This window comes from Mesorhizobium sp. J428, assembly GCF_024699925.1.
Lineage (GTDB): Bacteria > Pseudomonadota > Alphaproteobacteria > Rhizobiales > Rhizobiaceae > Mesorhizobium_A.
In genome coordinates this window covers 161,114-177,440 of record NZ_JAJOMX010000005.1, presented here as the reverse complement: position 1 = coordinate 177,440, position 16,327 = coordinate 161,114, and the positions used below count along the sequence as shown (strand labels likewise).

Genomic DNA, 16,327 nt, shown 5'->3' with positions numbered 1-16,327 from the left:
TCCTGTCTCAGAATCAGGCATGGAAGCGCCTCACCGACGGTTCCGGTGAAGCTCGTCAGACGTCCGGGTCAAGCGTTCCCGCAGCGAAGCGAGGACAACGCTTTACGCGGCGGCGGCTCCACAAGCTTGTTCATGGGGTGCAGGCTTAGTCCTGCACCCCTGCCACGCGGCGAGCGGGAGAGCGCGAGGGGAACCCCTCGCACATAAGACAATAACTTGCGCCGAAGGCGCTCCGCTTAGGTATCGTGCGTGCATTTGTATTTTACCAATCTTGACGCTATTTCGCGTCCGCTTTTCCTTGATGACCTTGCAGTGAGCCTCGCACCCGGCGCGCTCGACGTGGTCGAGCGCGCTGGGCTGATCGACGGCATGCCGTTCATCCTGATGGATGACGGCAGCTACGATCTCAATCTCAACCGGTTCTTCCGCGCCTGTCCGGGCATGGGCGCGCGGTCGCCGAACACGTGGCGTTCCTATGCCCGCGACATTCTCGTCTGGGCGCGCTTTCTCAGCGAGCGACGCGGTGGCAAGACGGTCTGGCAGGCCGACCGCCATGATGTCCTGGCCTTTCACCGGGCACGTCGCCTGTCGGACGCGGCGTTCCGCATTTCAGCGGCGAGCTGGAACCGAAGCATCGCCGCGCTCGACAAGCTCTATCGCTGGGCCGTCGAGGAAGGGATCATCTCTGCCTCGCCTTTCAGCTATGGCGTCACCCTTCGTCGGACCGCCGGCAGCCGCGCCGTGCTCGCCGTGGCGGCCAACCGCGCCCGCGAGCGCGCCGCGCGCCGCCACGACACCCGCTATATCGATCTCGGCCGCTACCTGCTGTTCCGCGAGGTGGGGCTGCGGGGCCGGCTTCCCGACGGCTCCGAAGATCGGACGTGGCGCGGCCGCAACGGCGAGCGCAATGCGCTGTTTGCCGAGCTTCTGGTCACGACCGGCCTGCGGCTGACCGAAGCCGGCAGCCTGCTTCTGGCCGAGCTTCCGGAGCCCGCATCACGCTCGATTCCCTTCGACCTTCCTGGTCCGATCGCCAAGGGCGGGCGGCCGCGGCGCATCCGCGTTCCCCGCCGGGTGCTGGCGCTCATGGCCGACTATGTCGATCTTGAGCGCGCGATCTCCACTGCCCGGTCCGAACCCCAGGTGTCCGATCCGCTGTGGTTGGTACCGGAGGATGGGAAGGCAAGAGATCCGGCGGGCAAGAAGGTCCGGCTCGACCGCCTGACGCCGGGTGAGCGCCGCCGCGTGCTGATCGGCGCGCCTGGCCGAGCGCAGCACGGCTTGCTCTGGCTGACGGAAGCCGGCCGGCCTGTGCCCTCCGCAACCTGGGAAGCCGCTTTTCGGCGCGCCTGCGTCCGCTGCCGCCGCTTCGGTATCGAGGTCGAGGTGACGCCGCACACTCTGCGGCACACCTTCGCCGTCAACATGCTCTCCATGCTGATCCGCGAGCAGATCGGAACCGTGTTCGATCCGCACGACCGGCACGGCGCGGCCTATCGCCGGATGCTCGGCGACCCCTTGCAGAAGCTCCAGCACCTCCTGGGGCACGCAAGCATCACCAGCACCTACATCTATCTCGACAGTCTCAATGAGGCGCAGGAGCTGGTCGAGGCGGCCGTGGACCGCTGGGCGGACGATACGGCTGGTGATGCAGCATGATGGCCGCGACGACTGCTCCAGCACGACGGCCGGGCCGCCGTGCCCTCTTTCCCGAGGCGCTGCCCGATCCCGAGCGCGAGGCCGCCGCTGCGATCGCGTCGCTCCGCTTCACTGTCACGCTGGCAGACCGCAGCAGGGCGATCGACCTGACGATGCTCGCTGGCCGCAAGGCACTGGCCCGGACGTTTGCCGGCGCGCTCTGGCGCGCCTGCCAGGTCGGCGGTCCGGCCGGCTCGATCTCGACGGCCTATGCCTATGCCAATGCGCTCAAGACGTTCTGGCGCTATCTCGATTCCGCCGGAATGCACGTCGCACGGCTCTCTGACGTGAGCGCTGCCTTGATCGACGGCTTCGACGCATGGATGGAGGAGAGCGGCCTGCATCCCAATCACCGGCTGCATCGAATGAGCAAGGTGCTCAACCTGCTCCGCCTCGCCGAGGCGGCGGAGCCCGGCCTTCTGCCACCCGATGCCTCGCGACGGCTGATGTATACGAGCGACCGGCCGGGTGTGCGCGCCCGGCCGCGCGATGCCTATGGCGACGACATCGCCACGGCATTGCGGACCGCGGCACGCGCCGATCTCGCTGCTATCATCCGCCGCTTCGCCGAGGCCGATCGCATCCCGACCGTCGAGGATGCCGATCGGGGCCGCGTTCTGGCGAGGGCGCATGAACAGGTGATGGCGGTGATCGACGCGGAAGGCGTCATCGGGCACCGGCATGCTCTCTTCAAGTGCCTCTACACGCTGCGCCGTGAAAGCGGCCTGCCGAACGATCGCCTGATCCACGATCTGCACGGCCGCCGGCATCTGATCGCTGCCGACCTCGTGCCGCTCATCGTCCTCATTTCGCTCGACACCGGCCTGGAGATCGAAGCGATCAAGAGCCTGCGGGCGGACTGCCTGAAGAACCCGTCCGGCGGCTATGTCGAGGTTGAGTATTGCAAGCGGCGGGCGCGCGGCGCCGAGTGGAAGCGGCTGCGCGGGCGCGACGGCGGCTCCTCGACGCCGGGCGGTTTGATCCGCAAGGTGCTGCAATGGACCGGTCCGGCGAGAAGCCGGCTTGGCGCCGACACGCTCTGGGTCCACTGCGCCTGGGGCCGATTGACCCCGCGTCCTATCAGCATGAAGGAGCCCGTGGCTTCATGGATCGGCCGAAGCGGCATCCTCGATGAACAGGGCCGGCCCCTTCGCCTCAACCTGACGCGCCTGCGCAAGACGCACAAGGCGGCATGGGCATCGGCGCACCGGTGGCCAGCTTGACCGCTTCGCCGTTGGCCACAGCGTCGCAGTCGCGGCCGATCACTACGCCGATATCCCCGCGCTTCGCCACCTGCATGAGGCGACCGTGGCCGACGCCATGTGCGATCGCGCTCGATGCCGCGTTGCGGCCGTGCGTCCTGTCCTCGGAAGAGGAGGGTGCCGTCCTGGCCGATCCCGAGCAGGCAACCAGTCTTCCCGTTGCCGGTACCGCCGCGATCGGCGCGCTGCTCGGCGGCGAGCAGGATGTCTGGCTCGCCAGTTGCGCCGGCTTCTACAAGAGCCCGTTCGGGCTAGAAGGGGAAGCCTGTCCGTCGCCCTTCTGGGGGTGTCTCGAATGCAGCAATGCGGTGATTACCGCCCGCAAGCTGCCCGCGCTTCTCGCATTCCTCAACTTCATCCGGGCACAACGGCAGGCGCTCAGCGAAGGCGACTGGATCGCCAAGTTCGGCCGCGTTCACGGACGCATTGCCGATCAGATTCTGTCCCGGTTTGCCGACGCGGAGATTGAGGAGGCTCGCCAGATTGCGGCGTCGGACCCGGCGCTCATCTACCTGCCGCCCGAAGCGGCAGCGCCATAATGCCGGGTTCCATCACGCTCTCGCCGCGGACGTCGTTGCCGTCGGCCATTTATGGCGACGGCGAGCCCGTGCTTGCCGGTGTCGCGGTCAGGGACGATGTCGACCGCAGTGAGCTTCCCCGCTTCGGGGACGATCTCTGGGATTTGGGCGCCGCCATCTTCCGGGTCAACGCCCGCTACAGCAACTACCGGCTGAACTTCGCCGGCATCGCCGATCCCGTCACGCGACGGTTGGCGAAGGAGTATGTGATCGCCCGGCTGCGCATTCATGTGCCGGGATACCGGGCGCCCTGCGGCGCGACCTCGGCGATCCGGCTGCTGCGCTACGTCCAGCATTTCGCCGCGTTCCTCCGCGCGCGGACTGGCGCCGTCGATCTCAGCCGGATCGATCAGGCGCTGCTCGACGCCTACCTGGTGCATGCCCGCGACGGCGGGCGGCGGACGCCGCACGAGACGGTGAAGTATGTCGAGGTGCCGATCGACCTGCATCACCTGGCGCCATGGCTAACCGGCGGCGGCATAGGTTTCCTGCCGTGGCGTGGACGTGCGGCGCACCGCGTTGCGGGCCGGCCGCCGGCGCCCGCCGAGAACGCCACGCCGCGGATTCCCGAGCCGGTCATCGGCGCCATGCTGCGCTGGGCGCTCAGATATGTCGAAGTCTATGCGTCCGATATCCTCGCCGCGCGGGCAGAACTGGACGCTCTCGAAGCCCGCTGCGCAAAGGTGATGGCGCGGGACGAGCGGACCGGACGAGCCGTCGCCAGCACCTATCGCGCCCGCGTGGCGAAGTGGCTCGACGTGCGCCGGGCCATGGGCCGAGGCGTACCGATCTGGGAGCACGCGCCCAACGTCGCCCGCCGCATCGACCCGCTCACCGGCGAACAGACCCCGCCCTACAATCTTCACCTGATGCGGCTTCACGCCGGTGCGCGAGAGAGCGGCCGCATCAGCCAGTCCGAACCGACGGCGCGGCTGATCGAGCAGGCGGCAGCCGAGCTCGGCACCGAGGTGGGCGGCCTCGACACGCCGATCTCGACCGATCCGGACACCGGCTTGCCATGGCGCGAGCGCTTCGACGCCCTCAGCCTCGCCCGCGAGGAACGGATGCTGCAGGGTGCCTGCTATCTCGTCTGCGCCTACCTCACCGGCATGCGCGACAGCGAGGTGCAGGCGATGCAGCCGGGTTGCGTGTCGGTGATGCGCAGCGCCGACGGCCTGGTCGAGCGCTACCGGGTGCGCAGCACCGTCTACAAGCGCCATGGGGCACGAGGCGCTCAGGCCGACTGGATCACGATCGAGCCGGTCGCCCGCGCCGTCGCGGTCATGGAGGTACTCTCGGCGCGCAATCGCAAGGAGAAGGGATTGTCGTCGCTGTGGGTGGCGCTGAAGGACTGGCCCTGGAGCAACGATCATCTCGGGATGGGTGCGACGCCGACGCTCAACCTGTTCCGCGACGGCCTCGATGGACGCTCGGAAGGGGGACCGGCGATCCCGCGCGTCGGCGACGAGCCATGGAAGTTCACGACACGGCAACTGCGCCGCACCATCGCCTGGTAATCGCCAACCGGCCGTTCGGCACGGTCGCGGGCAAGATCCAGTACAAGCATGCCTCGGTCGCCATGTTCGAGGGCTATGCCGGATCGGCGCCGGCCGATTTCCGCCTGGCGATCGAGCGCGAGCGTGCGCTCGGCCAACTCGACGATATTGTCGCCCATTACGAGGCCTGTCTTCGCCGTGAAGGCCCGGCGGGGCCAGGCGCTCACCGACTGCTCCGCGAGTTCGCCCGCGTCCAGCACGAGCTTGGCGATCTTCCGGGCCGGATCACGGACCGCAAGCGGCTGCGCACCATGCTCGCCCATCTCGGCCGGACCCTGCATGTCGGCTTCCTCAACGACTGCCTGTTCGATGCGGCGACCGCGCTCTGCCTCAAAGATGCACCGGATGCCGAGCAAACGGCGCCAGCCCTGTCGCGATGCAGCCCCGACCGCTGCCCGAACGCCTGCCTGACCGACCGGCACCGCGAGCCGTGGCAGGCTTCGATCGCCGAGGGCGAAGCGCTTCTGGCCGACCGGCGCCTGTCGCCGCTGCAGCGCACGGCGATCCTTGCGGACAACGAGCGCAAGCGCCGGCTGATCGCACCGCTCATGGACGGTGATGCATGACCGCGCTCGGGCCGAAGAGCGAAGCCGCGCTGAGGGCGGCCATGGCGCGGCTGCTCGACGGCCGCCCCGAGCGTACCCGACGGCGCGCTGACAGTCTCAAACCTGGCGCGCGAGGCCGGCGTCAGCCGGGCGACGGCGAACCGCGCGGTCGATGTGCTCGCCGAGTTCCGTACCGCCGAAGCGCGCCGCCGGCAATCGTCGCCCCTGGTGCTCAAGGGACGCATCCGCGCACTCGAAGCGGAACTGCGCGCCGTGCGCGGGGCCGAGATGGCCGAGCTGCGGGCGCTCGCCCGCACGCTCGCGCAGCGTATCCAGGTGCTGACGTTGCAGGTCGCCGAGCGTGATGCCGTGATCGAGGGCCTGCGGGAGGAACTGGCCCGATCCGGCAACACGAGGGTCATTCCGTTGCGGCGCTCGCCCCAAGACGGCGCCGGCTGAGAGCCGCGTATCCACGCACCGGTCGGTCCGCGCTCCGCCGATCATGGCCGGTGCCTCCTGTGCTCGCCCGTCGAGGCAGGGCTCGGGTTGTGGCAGACGCTGCCGGCCCATCAACCCTGTTCCGCACCAGCACCGAGAACAGGGTGTGACGGGCCGGCTCGCCGCGTCTGCCCCTGCCGCCTCGCCCTCGACGGAGAGGGCGAGCACAGGAGGCACCCATGACCACCAATCGCAGCAGCCAAGCCCGGACTGGCAACGATGTCTACGAGCGCGTCACCAGCCAGATCATCGCCGCCATAGAGGCCGGCGCCGGCGAGTACCGGATGCCCTGGCATCATGACGGATCGGCCATCACCACGCCCGTCAACCTCGCCTCGCGCAAGGCCTATCGCGGCATCAACGTCATCGCGCTCTGGGCCGCGGCGCAAGCGGCGGGCTATTCCGTTGGCATCTGGGCCACCTACCGCCAATGGCAGGCGCTCGGCGCTCAGGTTCGCAAGGGCGAGCGCGGCCACCTGGTCGTGTTCTGGAAGATCTCCGGTCGCAACAGTGAGGCAGACGCTGAGGACGGCGACGAGGATCGCGACGAGCCCGCCCAGCGCATGTTCGCCCGCGGCTATACGGTCTTCAACTGCGCGCAGGTCGACGGTTACACGCCGCCCGAGATGCCGGTGCTGCCCGAGGCCGAACGGATCGCGCATGCCGAACGCTTCTGCGCCGCTCTCGGCATCGACATCCACCACGGCGGATCGCAGGCCTGTTACATCCCCTCCAGGGACCATGTGCAGATGCCCGACTTCGCCTGCTTCCGCGACGCCGTCGCCTACTACGCCGTGCTGCTTCACGAATGTGGGCACGCCTCGGGCGCCAGGCACCGCCTCGACCGCGATCTTTCCGGACGGTTCGGCTCGGCCGCTTACGCCATGGAGGAATGCACGGTCGAGCTCCTGAGCGCCATGATCTGCGCCGATCTCAATCTCAGCGTCGAGCCGCGGCCCGACCACGCCCGCTACATCGCCTCATGGCTCGAGGTGCTGCGCTCCGACAAGCGCGCCATCTTCACCGCTGCCAGCAAGGCACAGCAGATCGCCGACTGGATGCACGACCAGCAGGCCGAGACTCGTGAGCACGATGTCAGGGGCGCCGCATAGGCGCCCTTCAACTCGATCAGTTGACAGCCGATTCCTGGAACAGCGTCTCGATCAGCGGGCATTCCGGCCGCGTGCCGCCGGCGCATTGCGCGACCACGTCCTTCAGCACTCTTTCCATGCGCTTCAGATCGGCGATCTTCGCCCGCACGTCGTCGAGATGCGTCGCGGCGATAGTGCTTGCCTCGGCGCAAGGCCGGTCGCGCTCGTCGACGAGACGCAGCAGCTCACGGATCTCATCGAGCGAGAAGCCGAGCTCGCGCGCCCGCAAGACGAAGCGGAGCCGCCGCTCGTGCGCGGTGTCGTAGCTCCGATAGCCCGCCATCGTGCGTGGCGGCTCGGGCAAGAGCCCGACCTTCTCGTAATAGCGCACGGTCTCCAGATTGCTGCCCGTCCGCCGCGCGAGCTCGGCCCGCTGCAGGCCCTTCACGCCGGTGTGATCGCGCATCGCAAACTCCCTCTTGACCCTGTAGTTGCTACAGACCGCACATTAGCGCGCAGATAGGAATTCGGCAAGGAAGGCGAGGCCCGACATGAGTGTATTTCGACACGGAACGGCGGAGATTGCGCCGACTGCAGAGAACCTGGCGGCGGCACAGCGTGGCGAAGCCGGGCGGCAGCGCCTGGTTGCCGTCGGCGGTGTTCTCGGTGCGCTTGCCGCCTCGTCCTGCTGCATCATCCCGCTCATCCTATTCAGTCTCGGCATCGGCGGCGCCTGGATCGGCAACCTGACGGCGCTCGCGCCATACAAGCCATTCTTCGTCACGGGGACGGTAGGCGTCCTCGGCTACGGCTACTACCTCGTCTATTGGAAGCCGCGGCAAGCCTGCGCCGATGACGCCGCCTGCGCACGCCCGATCCCCAGCGGTCTCGTTCAGATTGCACTGTGGAGCGCAACGGTGCTCGTCGCAGCCGCCTTTGCCTTCGACTACGTCGCCCCGCTGCTGCTTGCCCCCTGATACCAGACCAAGAGGAGACCTGCCTGATGAACAAGCTTTTGAGCACGCTCACCCTGATCGGCGCCATCATGACGGCTTCGGCCGCCTTCGCCGCCGACCGCACGGTCACTTTCGCCGTCGACAACATGACCTGCGCTTCCTGCCCCTACATCGTGAAGACCTCGATGGCGGCGGTCCCCGGGGTCTCGGATGTGGTCGTCTCCTTCGAAGCCAAGACCGCGACCGTCACCTTCGAAGACACGAAGACGAACTCCGACGCCATCGCGGCTGCCAGCGCCAATGCCGGCTATCCCGCACACCCTCGACAACAGGGCAGCTGAGATGAACGACCGCGCCCTGGTCCGCACCGGCGCGGCGGGCGCCATAATCGCCGCGATCTGCTGCGCGACGCCCATTCTGGCCGTCCTTCTGCCGCTTGTCGGTCTGGGCGCATGGCTGGGCGGCGCGGATATAGTGGCGTTTTCGCTGCTCGCCGTCAGCCTGGGACTCATAGCGTGGGGCCTCTACCGCCGCCGCGCCGATGCGGCCAGCAGCGAGAGCAAGAACCACAGGGAAGTCTGAAGCCATGAACGATTGCTGTGCGTCCTCTTCTCGGAACAAGATTGCGGTATCCGCATCGGTGACCTTGCCGAACTATGAGGTGCGGCCGGGTGTGACGTTTCCCGACTGGTCGGTGGTCATATCGCCCGCGGTCAGAGATGCCCTTGCGGCCATGGCCGGCTCCGATCATGTGCTCAATCGCTGGAGCGGCTATGATGCGGCCGTCGACGCCGTTCGGGTGGCATTACTGCAGTTCTATGCGGAACACGGCCGAGCTCCACTCCCCAGCGCTCTTGCCGAGCGCGCCGGGGTGAGCGAGACGGCCATTTGGCCGCAGCTCGAAGAACTTCGCCGCCGCGACCTCGTCGTGCTCGACGGCGAGCGGATCGTCGGCGCTTATCCCTTCACTGACCAGGACACGGGTCATCAGGTCACGCTGGACGGGCGCGTTCTCAATGCCATGTGCGCGGTCGACGCGCTCGGCATCGGCGCCATGACCGGTCGCGACATTGCGATCGCCTCGCGCTGCCGCCATTGCGGTGCGCCGATCCGGATCACCACACGAGATCGCGGCCGTGTCGTAGCGCAGGTCGAACCGGTGACGGCCGTCATGTGGCTCAGCGTCCTCTACGAAGACGGGTGCGCGGCGAGTTCTCTGTGCACGGCAACCTCGTTCTTCTGCTCGGACGATCATCTTGCCGCGTGGCGTCAGGAGCATCCTGCAGACTCCCCGGGATTTCGGCTGTCGATCGAGGAAGGTCTGGAGGCCGGCTGCGCTCTGTTCGGGCCGAGCCTCGCCGGCCTCGATACAGCGCCACGCCCGCCGGTTGAGCCGACATTGGGAAGCACGGCAGTGACGGACCGCCCCGTCCGCAAGAACCGTGGCAATGGGGGTGCCTACGACCTCGTCGTGATTGGCGCCGGCTCGGCCGGGTTCTCGGCGGCGATCACGGCCGCCGACCAGGGCGCACAGGTGGCGCTCATCGGCAGCGGCACCATCGGCGGCACCTGCGTCAATATCGGCTGCGTGCCGTCAAAGGCCCTGATCCGCGCCGCCGAGACGCTACACAACGCCCGGGCTGCAACCCGCTTTGCCGGAATCACGGCGGAGGCCGAACTGATCGACTGGCGCGGAACCGTCCGCCAGAAGGACGCGCTGGTTTCCGAGCTGCGCCAGGCCAAGTATGTTGACCTGCTCCCCGCCTACAACGGCATCGCGTATCGCGACGGTCCGGCGCGCCTCGTTGACGGCGGTGTCGCAGTGAACGGCACACACCTTCCCGCCGGCAAGATCATCATCGCAACCGGCGCACGACCAGCGGTCCCGGCCATTCCCGGCATCGACACCGTGCCGTATTTGACCAGCACGACCGCGCTCGACCTCGAGGCGCTGCCGCGCTCGCTGCTCGTGATCGGCGGCGGCTATATCGGGGCGGAACTCGCCCAGATGTTTGCCCGTGCCGGCGTCAAGGTGACGCTCGTCTGTCGGTCCCGTCTGCTCCCCGACGCCGAGCCCGAGATCGGCGCGGCGCTGACCAAGTATTTCGAGGAGGAAGGGATCACTGTCGTCCCTGGCATCGCCTATCGTGCGATCCGCAAGACCGAGGGCGGAGTTTCGCTGACGGCTGGGCGCGACGGTCAGGACATGGCCATCGAAGTCGATCAGGTGCTGATCACCACCGGGCGCGCGCCCAACATCGAAGGCCTCGGGCTCGCCGAGCATGGCGTCGCCCTCTCGCCAAAAGGCGGCGTCATCGTCGATGACCGCATGCGCACGACCAAAGCCGGCGTCTATGCCGCCGGCGACGTCACCGGCCGCGACCAGTTCGTCTACATGGCCGCCTATGGCGCCAAGCTCGCCGCCAGGAACGCCCTCAACGGCGACAGCCTACGCTACGACAACAGCGCCATGCCCGCCGTCGTGTTCACCGACCCGCAGGTTGCGAGCGTCGGACTAACCGAGGCCGCGGCGCGGACGGCTGGCCATGCCGTTCGCGTCTCGACGATCGGGCTCGACCAGGTGCCGCGTGCGCTCGCCGCCCGCGACACCCGCGGCCTCATCAAACTCGTGGCCGATGCCGCCGGCGGTCGGCTACTCGGCGCGCACATTCTCGCACCCGAAGGCGCCGACAGCATCCAGACCGCCGCTTTGGCGATCCGGCAGGGCCTCACCGTCGATGACCTCGCCGATACGATCTTTCCGTACCTCACCACGGTCGAGGGCCTCAAGCTCGCGGCCCTGTCCTTTAGCAAGGACGTCGCCAAGCTGTCTTGCTGCGCCGGCTGAGCAGCCGTCAGGACCTCTGCGCGCTACACGAATCTGTCTCACGGGGCCGAGATCGATCGGACCCTGCGGTTTTCAGGCAAACGACGCCGCAAAATCCGACTGAGACAGCTTGACTGTTCAGATAACGCGCCGAACAGGTCAAGACGCTGGAGATCGAAAACGGCCGCGTGGAGTTGCGCGCGGTGACAGGTCCTGACTATGGGCGGATTTTCGACCACGAACTGGTGGAGGCCGTTCAGAAGATCGCAGGCAACGGCACCGGCGACACGCGCTGGAAAGTTCCCGGCTTAGGTCATTTTGCAACTGTATTCTTGAGTGCTGACACCTCCTGCGCAGCGAGGGCCTGATCATGGCGGCTCAAGATCGGGCAGATGTATACCCGCGTCACGGCGGAGATCATCGCGGCAATCGAGGGAGGTGCAGGCGAGTGGCACCCGCCGTGGTTCCACGACGGTACGAGCGCTGCACGGCCAACCAATATTTCGTCTGGCAAGCGTTACCGCGGCATCAATACGGTGGCGCTTTGGGTCGCAGCCATGGCCGCAGGTTACGGCGACGGTCTATGGGGGACCTACCGCCAATGGCAGGACGCCGGCGCGCAGGTGCGCAAGGGAGAGCATTCGACCACTGTGGTGCTGTGGAAGCAGATCGCTTCCTCCGAGCCGGCTGATGACGATGACGACGATGATGAAGGTGGCCGCCGCCGGATGTTCGCCCGGGCATTTTCGGTGTTCAATGTCGCTCAGGTGGACGGATACGAGCGCCCGCCGACGGACACGCTGCCGGAGAACGAGCGTCTCGCGCACGCAGAGGCGTTCATCGCCAACCTCGACATCAAGACCGTGTTCGGCGGATCGGAAGCTTACTATCTTCCGTCTTCGGACACGGTGTTCATGCCGGACTTCGCCTCCTTCCGCGATGCCGCGTCGTTCTATGGCGTCTTGCTGCATGAATGCGGGCACGCCTCGGGGTCGAAGAAGCGGCTTGATCGCGATCTCTCGGGCCGGTTTGGCTCCGCTGCCTATGCCGCGGAGGAATGCTGCGTCGAGATTCTCAGCGGGTTTGTCCTTGCCGATCTCGGGATCGCCCACCATCCGCGTCCCGATCATGCGGCCTATGTTGCCTCGTGGATCAAGGTGTTGAAGGACGATTCCCGCGCCATCTTCACGGCCGCGAGCAAGGCGCAACAAGCCGCCGATTGGATGCACGCGCAGCAATCCGCTCGGCATGAACAGGCCGCTTGATCAACGGTTGCGGGTGTTCGGCTCCGTCCCGTGCAGATGCACGGGAGACCGCAGCGCCCGCAATTCCGCATCGAGCTTCGCGGCTCTTTTTTCGGCGCGCGCAGTTGCCTGTTCGGCGTCCTGCGCGCGCCGAAGCAACATCGCATTCTCGGTTGCCAGACCGCGAACCTGCTCCCTCAACTCGGTAGCGACGGCGCGCCAATCGGTTTCCGGCGCTTCTTTCGATGCCACTGCAGCGTCGATCCGATGCGAAGCCGCCTGCAGCAACTCCGCAACGACGTCGCGATGATTGACGTAGATTGCATTGCGCCCGACGCCCGCTTCACGCGCAAGTGCGGCGACCGACAGCTTCGCGCCTCGCTCCTGCGCCAACAACAACCGAGCAAGCGCCGCGCGCAGGCGCTGGGCAGTAGCATAACGGCGCTTTTGCTGGGGCGTGATGCCCGTTTTTTCACCGGACACCCCCGCTCTCCCCATCCAGCCCCCGGAGGATTCGATCGCATTCGAGGATGCGCTCTTGAGCGAGCTTACGGCTTTCACGATCGAGGGCAGGATGCTCAAGCAACTGAGCATTGCGCACCTTCCGATCCTCCCAAACCGCTCTATGGCGCTCGCTGACCGCAAAATTGGCGCAGCGGGCGCATGCGCTCTGTGTGCGGAACACTGCATTCGGTCCGTGGTCATCGCCCTGGCAAGCTGAATGCTCACGACGATAGAGGCAGTAACCCCAGTCGCAGACGCCAAGCACCATTCCGCTGTCTTTCAGGACGAAGTCTATATATTCGCCGAGATCGCCATCGTGTGTGCGGCCCCGGAACGGCGACCGTGACGCGATCATGCGCCCGGCATGGCCCGACAGATTTGACGCCGTCAGAAGGTCCTCGAGCGCTGCCCGTGTTTCCCTCAGGATTTCGTCGTTGATCAATTCGGCGAGCTCGAAGTCTGTGCCCACATAGGCGGTATCGGTCATCACCCGGCTCACGTGTCCGAGATGCTCCTGGAAGGCATGAAGGCCTGTCCTGTCGCGCTTGCCGATGAAGCGCGCGAACGTCTTCCGTCCCTGATGCGCGTTCAGGTGCCAAGGTCTTCCTTGATGAAGAGGAAGGTCGAGCATTGTTCGGAAGCTGCTGTTCAGCCGGCCGCCGAAGGCTCCACTGTGTGGGATGCCGATCGGCTGTCGCAGCAGCGCTGGATCCCGCGTCAGCATCCACAAATTGCGTGTCCCAAGCTTCTTGCGGATGGGTGCCGACAACCGCTCCAGTACGTCGACGACACGGACCACGGGTTTGGATGCGATCCAACGATGAGGCTGGCCACCGTCGCCCGTCGCCATCTTGTAAATCCGTCCATGCAGATAGGTGACCTCCTGGCCATCCGGGCCGACATGTCGCTCGATGCATCCGGCCTCGAGCCCGAGGATTTCCGAGACGCGCGCTCCGACGAGCCAGGCGATCACCACAAAGCAGGCATCGTAGATGCGATCGATCAGCTTATGGATGTCTTTCAACTGCACGACTGGCGCGTGCCATGGGCTGTCCTCGTTCGGCAAGGTCGAGAAGGAGAAGTCATCGAGCATTCGACGAGCCTCCGCTTCTCTCGCCGGCGTCGGCCTGCCATCAAGCCGGTAGGCATAAGCAACCGCGGCCCGATCGCGGAGCGCGATCACATCGTCGGCTGGCGCGCCGATGAGCCGGAGGGCGCCGCCGATCAGCGCCGTTGCAACCGCATCTGGCGTATAGGGGAAGCCTCGCCCCTGTCGATCGAGGCGGGGAAGTCGGGGGCCGTATTCATCCAGGAATCTGCGAAGATCATCGGGAACGCCGTCGACCAGTTTCTCACGTTGAGAATGGAGGCGCGCCAGCGTCGACAGATACCCGGCTCGGGTTCCAAGCGACAGCGCTTCGCCTTTTCGTCCCGGTCGTTCCGTCAGCGTGGTCATGAATCGGGCCGCAGCATAGGCATCAAGCTGATTGAATCGGTCATAGTCTTCGCTGACCATCCAGCAGACCAGAACACGCATCTGGTGGAAGATCGAGATGAGGGAACTGGGTCCGAGCCTTCGCTTGCCTGTCGGCGGGTCTGTTCTGAGCGACCACAGGAAGCATTTGACGGTCTCGCGCAACACCGTCCATGTCGGGTCGGTGAACCGGCTGCCATCGAGAAGCTCGAACGTCCAGTCGATCGTCCGGCTAGTGTCGGTTACACCGGGTCGGGTAAGATCGAAGCGCCATATGTCGTCATTCCAGGTCGAGGTCGAGGAGATTGCCTGAGGCAGTGCGGGAGCATTTCGTTTGCTCGGTGCAGCCAGCGCCATAGTTTCACTCCAGTGTCGGCAAGGCGGGCAGCGAGGCCATCAGCGCGCGCGCTTCGCCGTGGAGTTCGACAGGGAAGTCCGGCAAAATACTCTCGACCAGAAGATCGTGGCTGGGCTTGTAGATCAGTGCCCACCTTTGCCGGTCGAGGCGTGTGCGGGCCTTCTCCAGTTGTTCTATCGCCAGAAGGATGCGCGCCAGATGCGTTGCATCGATCGGCACCACCAGGCCCGGACAGGACAGGCAGCCGCCGAAGTGAGGACAGAGCTTTTCGCCACCTGCCGTCGGATCGGTACAGCGATGGCCGAACATCTCCGCGGCAAGGGCCGACGGTGACGAACATTGCCTGGCTTCACCGGGAGGTTCAAGGATCCAGGACATCATCATAGTCTGCAACCTGGCGATGGTTCCATGCTGGAGCGCGCGGCTTTGATCTCCCCTGATATAGCGATCGGTGAGTTCCGGGCTGGCATGATTGAGCACGCTCTGCGCCGCGCGCACGTCGCCGCCCGATGCTCGATAGTGCTCGATGGCGACGCTGCCCCGGAACATCCTCGTGTGGAAGCGCGGCAACGCCGTTCGCAATTGGTCGGGATGTTCGGCATTCCATGCATAGATACGCCGGTTTGCCCGCTCGATGAATCGAGCCATGGCGCCTTCGAGGGTCGTGCGCTGGATGACGCCGACGTCCCGGCCCGGCCTGCGCATCAGGAACAGCCGATCCTTTTCACTCGCAGGTGCGCGCCCCGCCAGTGACGCGGTCATTTTCAGCACCTTGTCGATGAGATTGGGTGCCGCATAGCGCCGCCGGCGATCGAAGGATCGGCGCTGCGCGCGTTTGAACAGGTGTCCGGCGCGGCCCTTCTGCCAGTCGATCATCGTCCGATGTTCGATCAGCGGATGAGGCTCGATGCAATCGCGGTCGATAAGCCGGAGCGCCTCGGCGTTTCCCGCCGTCTGGATCGCAATGGCGATGAAGAAGGAGGCCAGGCAGTCTGGCGTTACGTGAAGATGGCGTTCGAACCTGTCGTGTCCACCATGAAGGTATAACCTTCGACCGAGCCGATCTGGCAAGGCACGACGCGATGGCATCACGCCGTGCCCGAGGCGATGGAATTCCCGCAACATTGCTTCAAAGCCGTCCGGATCGTCGCTCCTTGCCGGAGCCGCAAGCAGTCGCTGTCCTTCCTCAAAGAGTGCCCAGGCATCGTCGATCTCTTCATAGCAGGACCGCAGGATAGCCTTGAGCTGCGAGCCGGACAGCCGGCCGCCTTCCTTCGGCGCATGCCTGCCGGGAAACGGATTGAAGGGGAAGGATGGGCGTGCCGGCAGCAGATCCGGCCGTCGTCTCGCCATCCACTCGGTCAGAAGCTTGACCGGCTGATAGCGATTGTGACGCAGACCCGGAGCACAGGGTTTGCCGGTTCGGGAAGACAAGGCGTCCAGCCATAAGATGTATCGGCCGAACAATTCGGTCGTCAAATCAGCCGGTGCCTGAACACTGCCGCTATCGGCGAGAAAGCGGGCAAAGAACTTCAGTGCGTTCCAGCACTGGTGACGCGTGGCGGGTGACGACGCCGCATGATGTCCCCGGAACGCCTCGGCATAGGGAGCAACAAGCTCGGCCGGGAGATTGAGTTGCCCGAGGTCGAACCGCTGCACCGGCTCGCCCCACGCATCCCGGAACAGCATGACCGACCCACCTTCAATCGAGACCGTGGGTTGGGCCTCATCCGATA

Annotated in this window: 16 protein-coding genes and 1 pseudogene; 13 read left to right on the top strand and 4 right to left on the bottom strand. The window is 66.0% G+C overall.

Features of this window, described 5'->3' with window-relative positions; all coding sequences use genetic code 11:
• The first annotated feature begins 312 nt into the window (after positions 1-312).
• From LRS09_RS29785 to LRS09_RS29755, 7 genes are all read left to right on the top strand, one after another.
• Complete coding sequence (locus LRS09_RS29785; protein ID WP_252929379.1) at positions 313-1,659, top strand: site-specific integrase; 1,347 nt, start codon at positions 313-315, stop codon at positions 1,657-1,659.
• The gene (locus tag LRS09_RS29780; RefSeq protein WP_257810813.1) at positions 1,656-2,921 is read left to right on the top strand and encodes a hypothetical protein; all 1,266 of its coding nucleotides are present in this window, start codon (positions 1,656-1,658) and stop codon (positions 2,919-2,921) included. Before LRS09_RS29785 ends, LRS09_RS29780 begins: the two co-directional genes overlap by 4 nt.
• Complete coding sequence (locus tag LRS09_RS29775; protein ID WP_257810812.1) at positions 2,891-3,499, top strand: hypothetical protein; 609 nt, start codon at positions 2,891-2,893, stop codon at positions 3,497-3,499. Before LRS09_RS29780 ends, LRS09_RS29775 begins: the two co-directional genes overlap by 31 nt.
• The gene (locus tag LRS09_RS29770) at positions 3,499-5,055 is read left to right on the top strand and encodes a hypothetical protein (protein ID WP_257810811.1); all 1,557 of its coding nucleotides are present in this window, start codon (positions 3,499-3,501) and stop codon (positions 5,053-5,055) included. The genes LRS09_RS29775 and LRS09_RS29770 overlap by 1 nt, the downstream gene beginning before the upstream one ends.
• On the top strand, positions 5,010-5,660 hold the full coding sequence (locus LRS09_RS29765; RefSeq protein ID WP_257810810.1) for a hypothetical protein: 651 nt from the start codon (positions 5,010-5,012) through the stop codon (positions 5,658-5,660). The genes LRS09_RS29770 and LRS09_RS29765 overlap by 46 nt, the downstream gene beginning before the upstream one ends.
• 153 nt (positions 5,661-5,813) lie before the next feature.
• Complete coding sequence (locus LRS09_RS29760; protein WP_257810808.1) at positions 5,814-6,098, top strand: hypothetical protein; 285 nt, start codon at positions 5,814-5,816, stop codon at positions 6,096-6,098.
• Positions 6,099-6,316: 218 nt separating this feature from the next.
• Entirely contained in the window at positions 6,317-7,249 is a 933-nt protein-coding gene (locus LRS09_RS29755; protein ID WP_038301263.1) for an ArdC family protein, read from the top strand.
• 16 nt (positions 7,250-7,265) lie between these two features.
• Here LRS09_RS29755 and LRS09_RS29750 read toward each other — a convergent pair whose 3' ends face one another.
• Complete coding sequence (locus tag LRS09_RS29750; protein WP_038301264.1) at positions 7,266-7,694, bottom strand: helix-turn-helix domain-containing protein; 429 nt, start codon at positions 7,692-7,694, stop codon at positions 7,266-7,268.
• 85 nt (positions 7,695-7,779) lie between these two features.
• Here LRS09_RS29750 and LRS09_RS29745 point away from each other — a divergent pair, with 85 nt between their 5' ends.
• The 6 genes and pseudogenes from LRS09_RS29745 (at position 7,780) to LRS09_RS29720 (ending at position 12,276) form a co-directional block, all read left to right on the top strand.
• Entirely contained in the window at positions 7,780-8,205 is a 426-nt protein-coding gene (locus LRS09_RS29745) for a mercuric transporter MerT family protein (protein WP_038301265.1), read from the top strand.
• 26 nt (positions 8,206-8,231) lie between these two features.
• Entirely contained in the window at positions 8,232-8,525 is a 294-nt protein-coding gene (locus tag LRS09_RS29740; RefSeq protein WP_038301266.1) for a cation transporter, read from the top strand.
• Between the two features lies 1 nt (position 8,526).
• On the top strand, positions 8,527-8,766 hold the full coding sequence (merF, locus tag LRS09_RS29735; RefSeq protein WP_038301267.1) for a mercury resistance system transport protein MerF: 240 nt from the start codon (positions 8,527-8,529) through the stop codon (positions 8,764-8,766).
• 4 nt (positions 8,767-8,770) lie between these two features.
• Positions 8,771-11,032: a bifunctional organomercurial lyase/mercury(II) reductase MerBA gene (gene merBA / locus LRS09_RS29730; protein WP_257810806.1), complete on the top strand. Its 2,262-nt coding sequence runs from the start codon at positions 8,771-8,773 to the stop codon at positions 11,030-11,032.
• A gap of 125 nt (positions 11,033-11,157) precedes the next feature.
• A pseudogene (locus LRS09_RS29725) lies at positions 11,158-11,337 on the top strand (DUF932 domain-containing protein); the annotation flags it as partial.
• A 66-nt stretch (positions 11,338-11,403) separates the two neighbouring features.
• Positions 11,404-12,276, top strand: coding sequence for an ArdC family protein (locus LRS09_RS29720; RefSeq protein WP_257810805.1), 873 nt, complete (start codon positions 11,404-11,406; stop codon positions 12,274-12,276).
• Here the strand turns inward: LRS09_RS29720 and LRS09_RS29715 are convergent, their stop codons facing one another.
• The 3 genes from LRS09_RS29715 to LRS09_RS29705 are packed head-to-tail and all read right to left on the bottom strand — an operon-like array spanning position 12,277 to position 16,280.
• Entirely contained in the window at positions 12,277-12,738 is a 462-nt protein-coding gene (locus LRS09_RS29715; RefSeq protein WP_257810804.1) for a hypothetical protein, read from the bottom strand. It abuts the gene before it with no gap.
• Positions 12,728-14,590 (bottom strand): integrase, encoded by a 1,863-nt coding sequence (locus tag LRS09_RS29710; RefSeq protein ID WP_257810803.1) that lies wholly within the window; start codon positions 14,588-14,590, stop codon positions 12,728-12,730. The genes LRS09_RS29715 and LRS09_RS29710 overlap by 11 nt, the downstream gene beginning before the upstream one ends.
• Positions 14,591-14,594: 4 nt before the next feature.
• Positions 14,595-16,280: a hypothetical protein gene (locus LRS09_RS29705; RefSeq protein WP_257810802.1), complete on the bottom strand. Its 1,686-nt coding sequence runs from the start codon at positions 16,278-16,280 to the stop codon at positions 14,595-14,597.
• Between the last annotated feature and the right edge of the window lie 47 nt (positions 16,281-16,327).

Bases quoted from the DNA above. Each gene is read 5' to 3' on its own strand.
- LRS09_RS29780 (WP_257810813.1), top strand. From the start codon at position 1,656: ATGATGGCCGCGACGACTGCTCCAGCACGACGGCCGGGCCGCCGTGCC.
- LRS09_RS29775 (WP_257810812.1), top strand. From the start codon at position 2,891: ATGGGCATCGGCGCACCGGTGGCCAGCTTGACCGCTTCGCCGTTGGCC.
- LRS09_RS29770 (WP_257810811.1), top strand. From the start codon at position 3,499: ATGCCGGGTTCCATCACGCTCTCGCCGCGGACGTCGTTGCCGTCGGCC.
- LRS09_RS29765 (WP_257810810.1), top strand. From the start codon at position 5,010: ATGGAAGTTCACGACACGGCAACTGCGCCGCACCATCGCCTGGTAATC.
- LRS09_RS29755 (WP_038301263.1), top strand. From the start codon at position 6,317: ATGACCACCAATCGCAGCAGCCAAGCCCGGACTGGCAACGATGTCTAC.
- LRS09_RS29750 (WP_038301264.1), bottom strand. From the start codon at position 7,694: ATGCGCGATCACACCGGCGTGAAGGGCCTGCAGCGGGCCGAGCTCGCG.
- LRS09_RS29745 (WP_038301265.1), top strand. From the start codon at position 7,780: ATGAGTGTATTTCGACACGGAACGGCGGAGATTGCGCCGACTGCAGAG.
- LRS09_RS29740 (WP_038301266.1), top strand. From the start codon at position 8,232: ATGAACAAGCTTTTGAGCACGCTCACCCTGATCGGCGCCATCATGACG.
- merF (WP_038301267.1), top strand. From the start codon at position 8,527: ATGAACGACCGCGCCCTGGTCCGCACCGGCGCGGCGGGCGCCATAATC.
- merBA (WP_257810806.1), top strand. From the start codon at position 8,771: ATGAACGATTGCTGTGCGTCCTCTTCTCGGAACAAGATTGCGGTATCC.
- LRS09_RS29720 (WP_257810805.1), top strand. From the start codon at position 11,404: ATGTATACCCGCGTCACGGCGGAGATCATCGCGGCAATCGAGGGAGGT.
- LRS09_RS29710 (WP_257810803.1), bottom strand. From the start codon at position 14,590: ATGGCGCTGGCTGCACCGAGCAAACGAAATGCTCCCGCACTGCCTCAG.
- LRS09_RS29705 (WP_257810802.1), bottom strand. From the start codon at position 16,280: ATGCTGTTCCGGGATGCGTGGGGCGAGCCGGTGCAGCGGTTCGACCTC.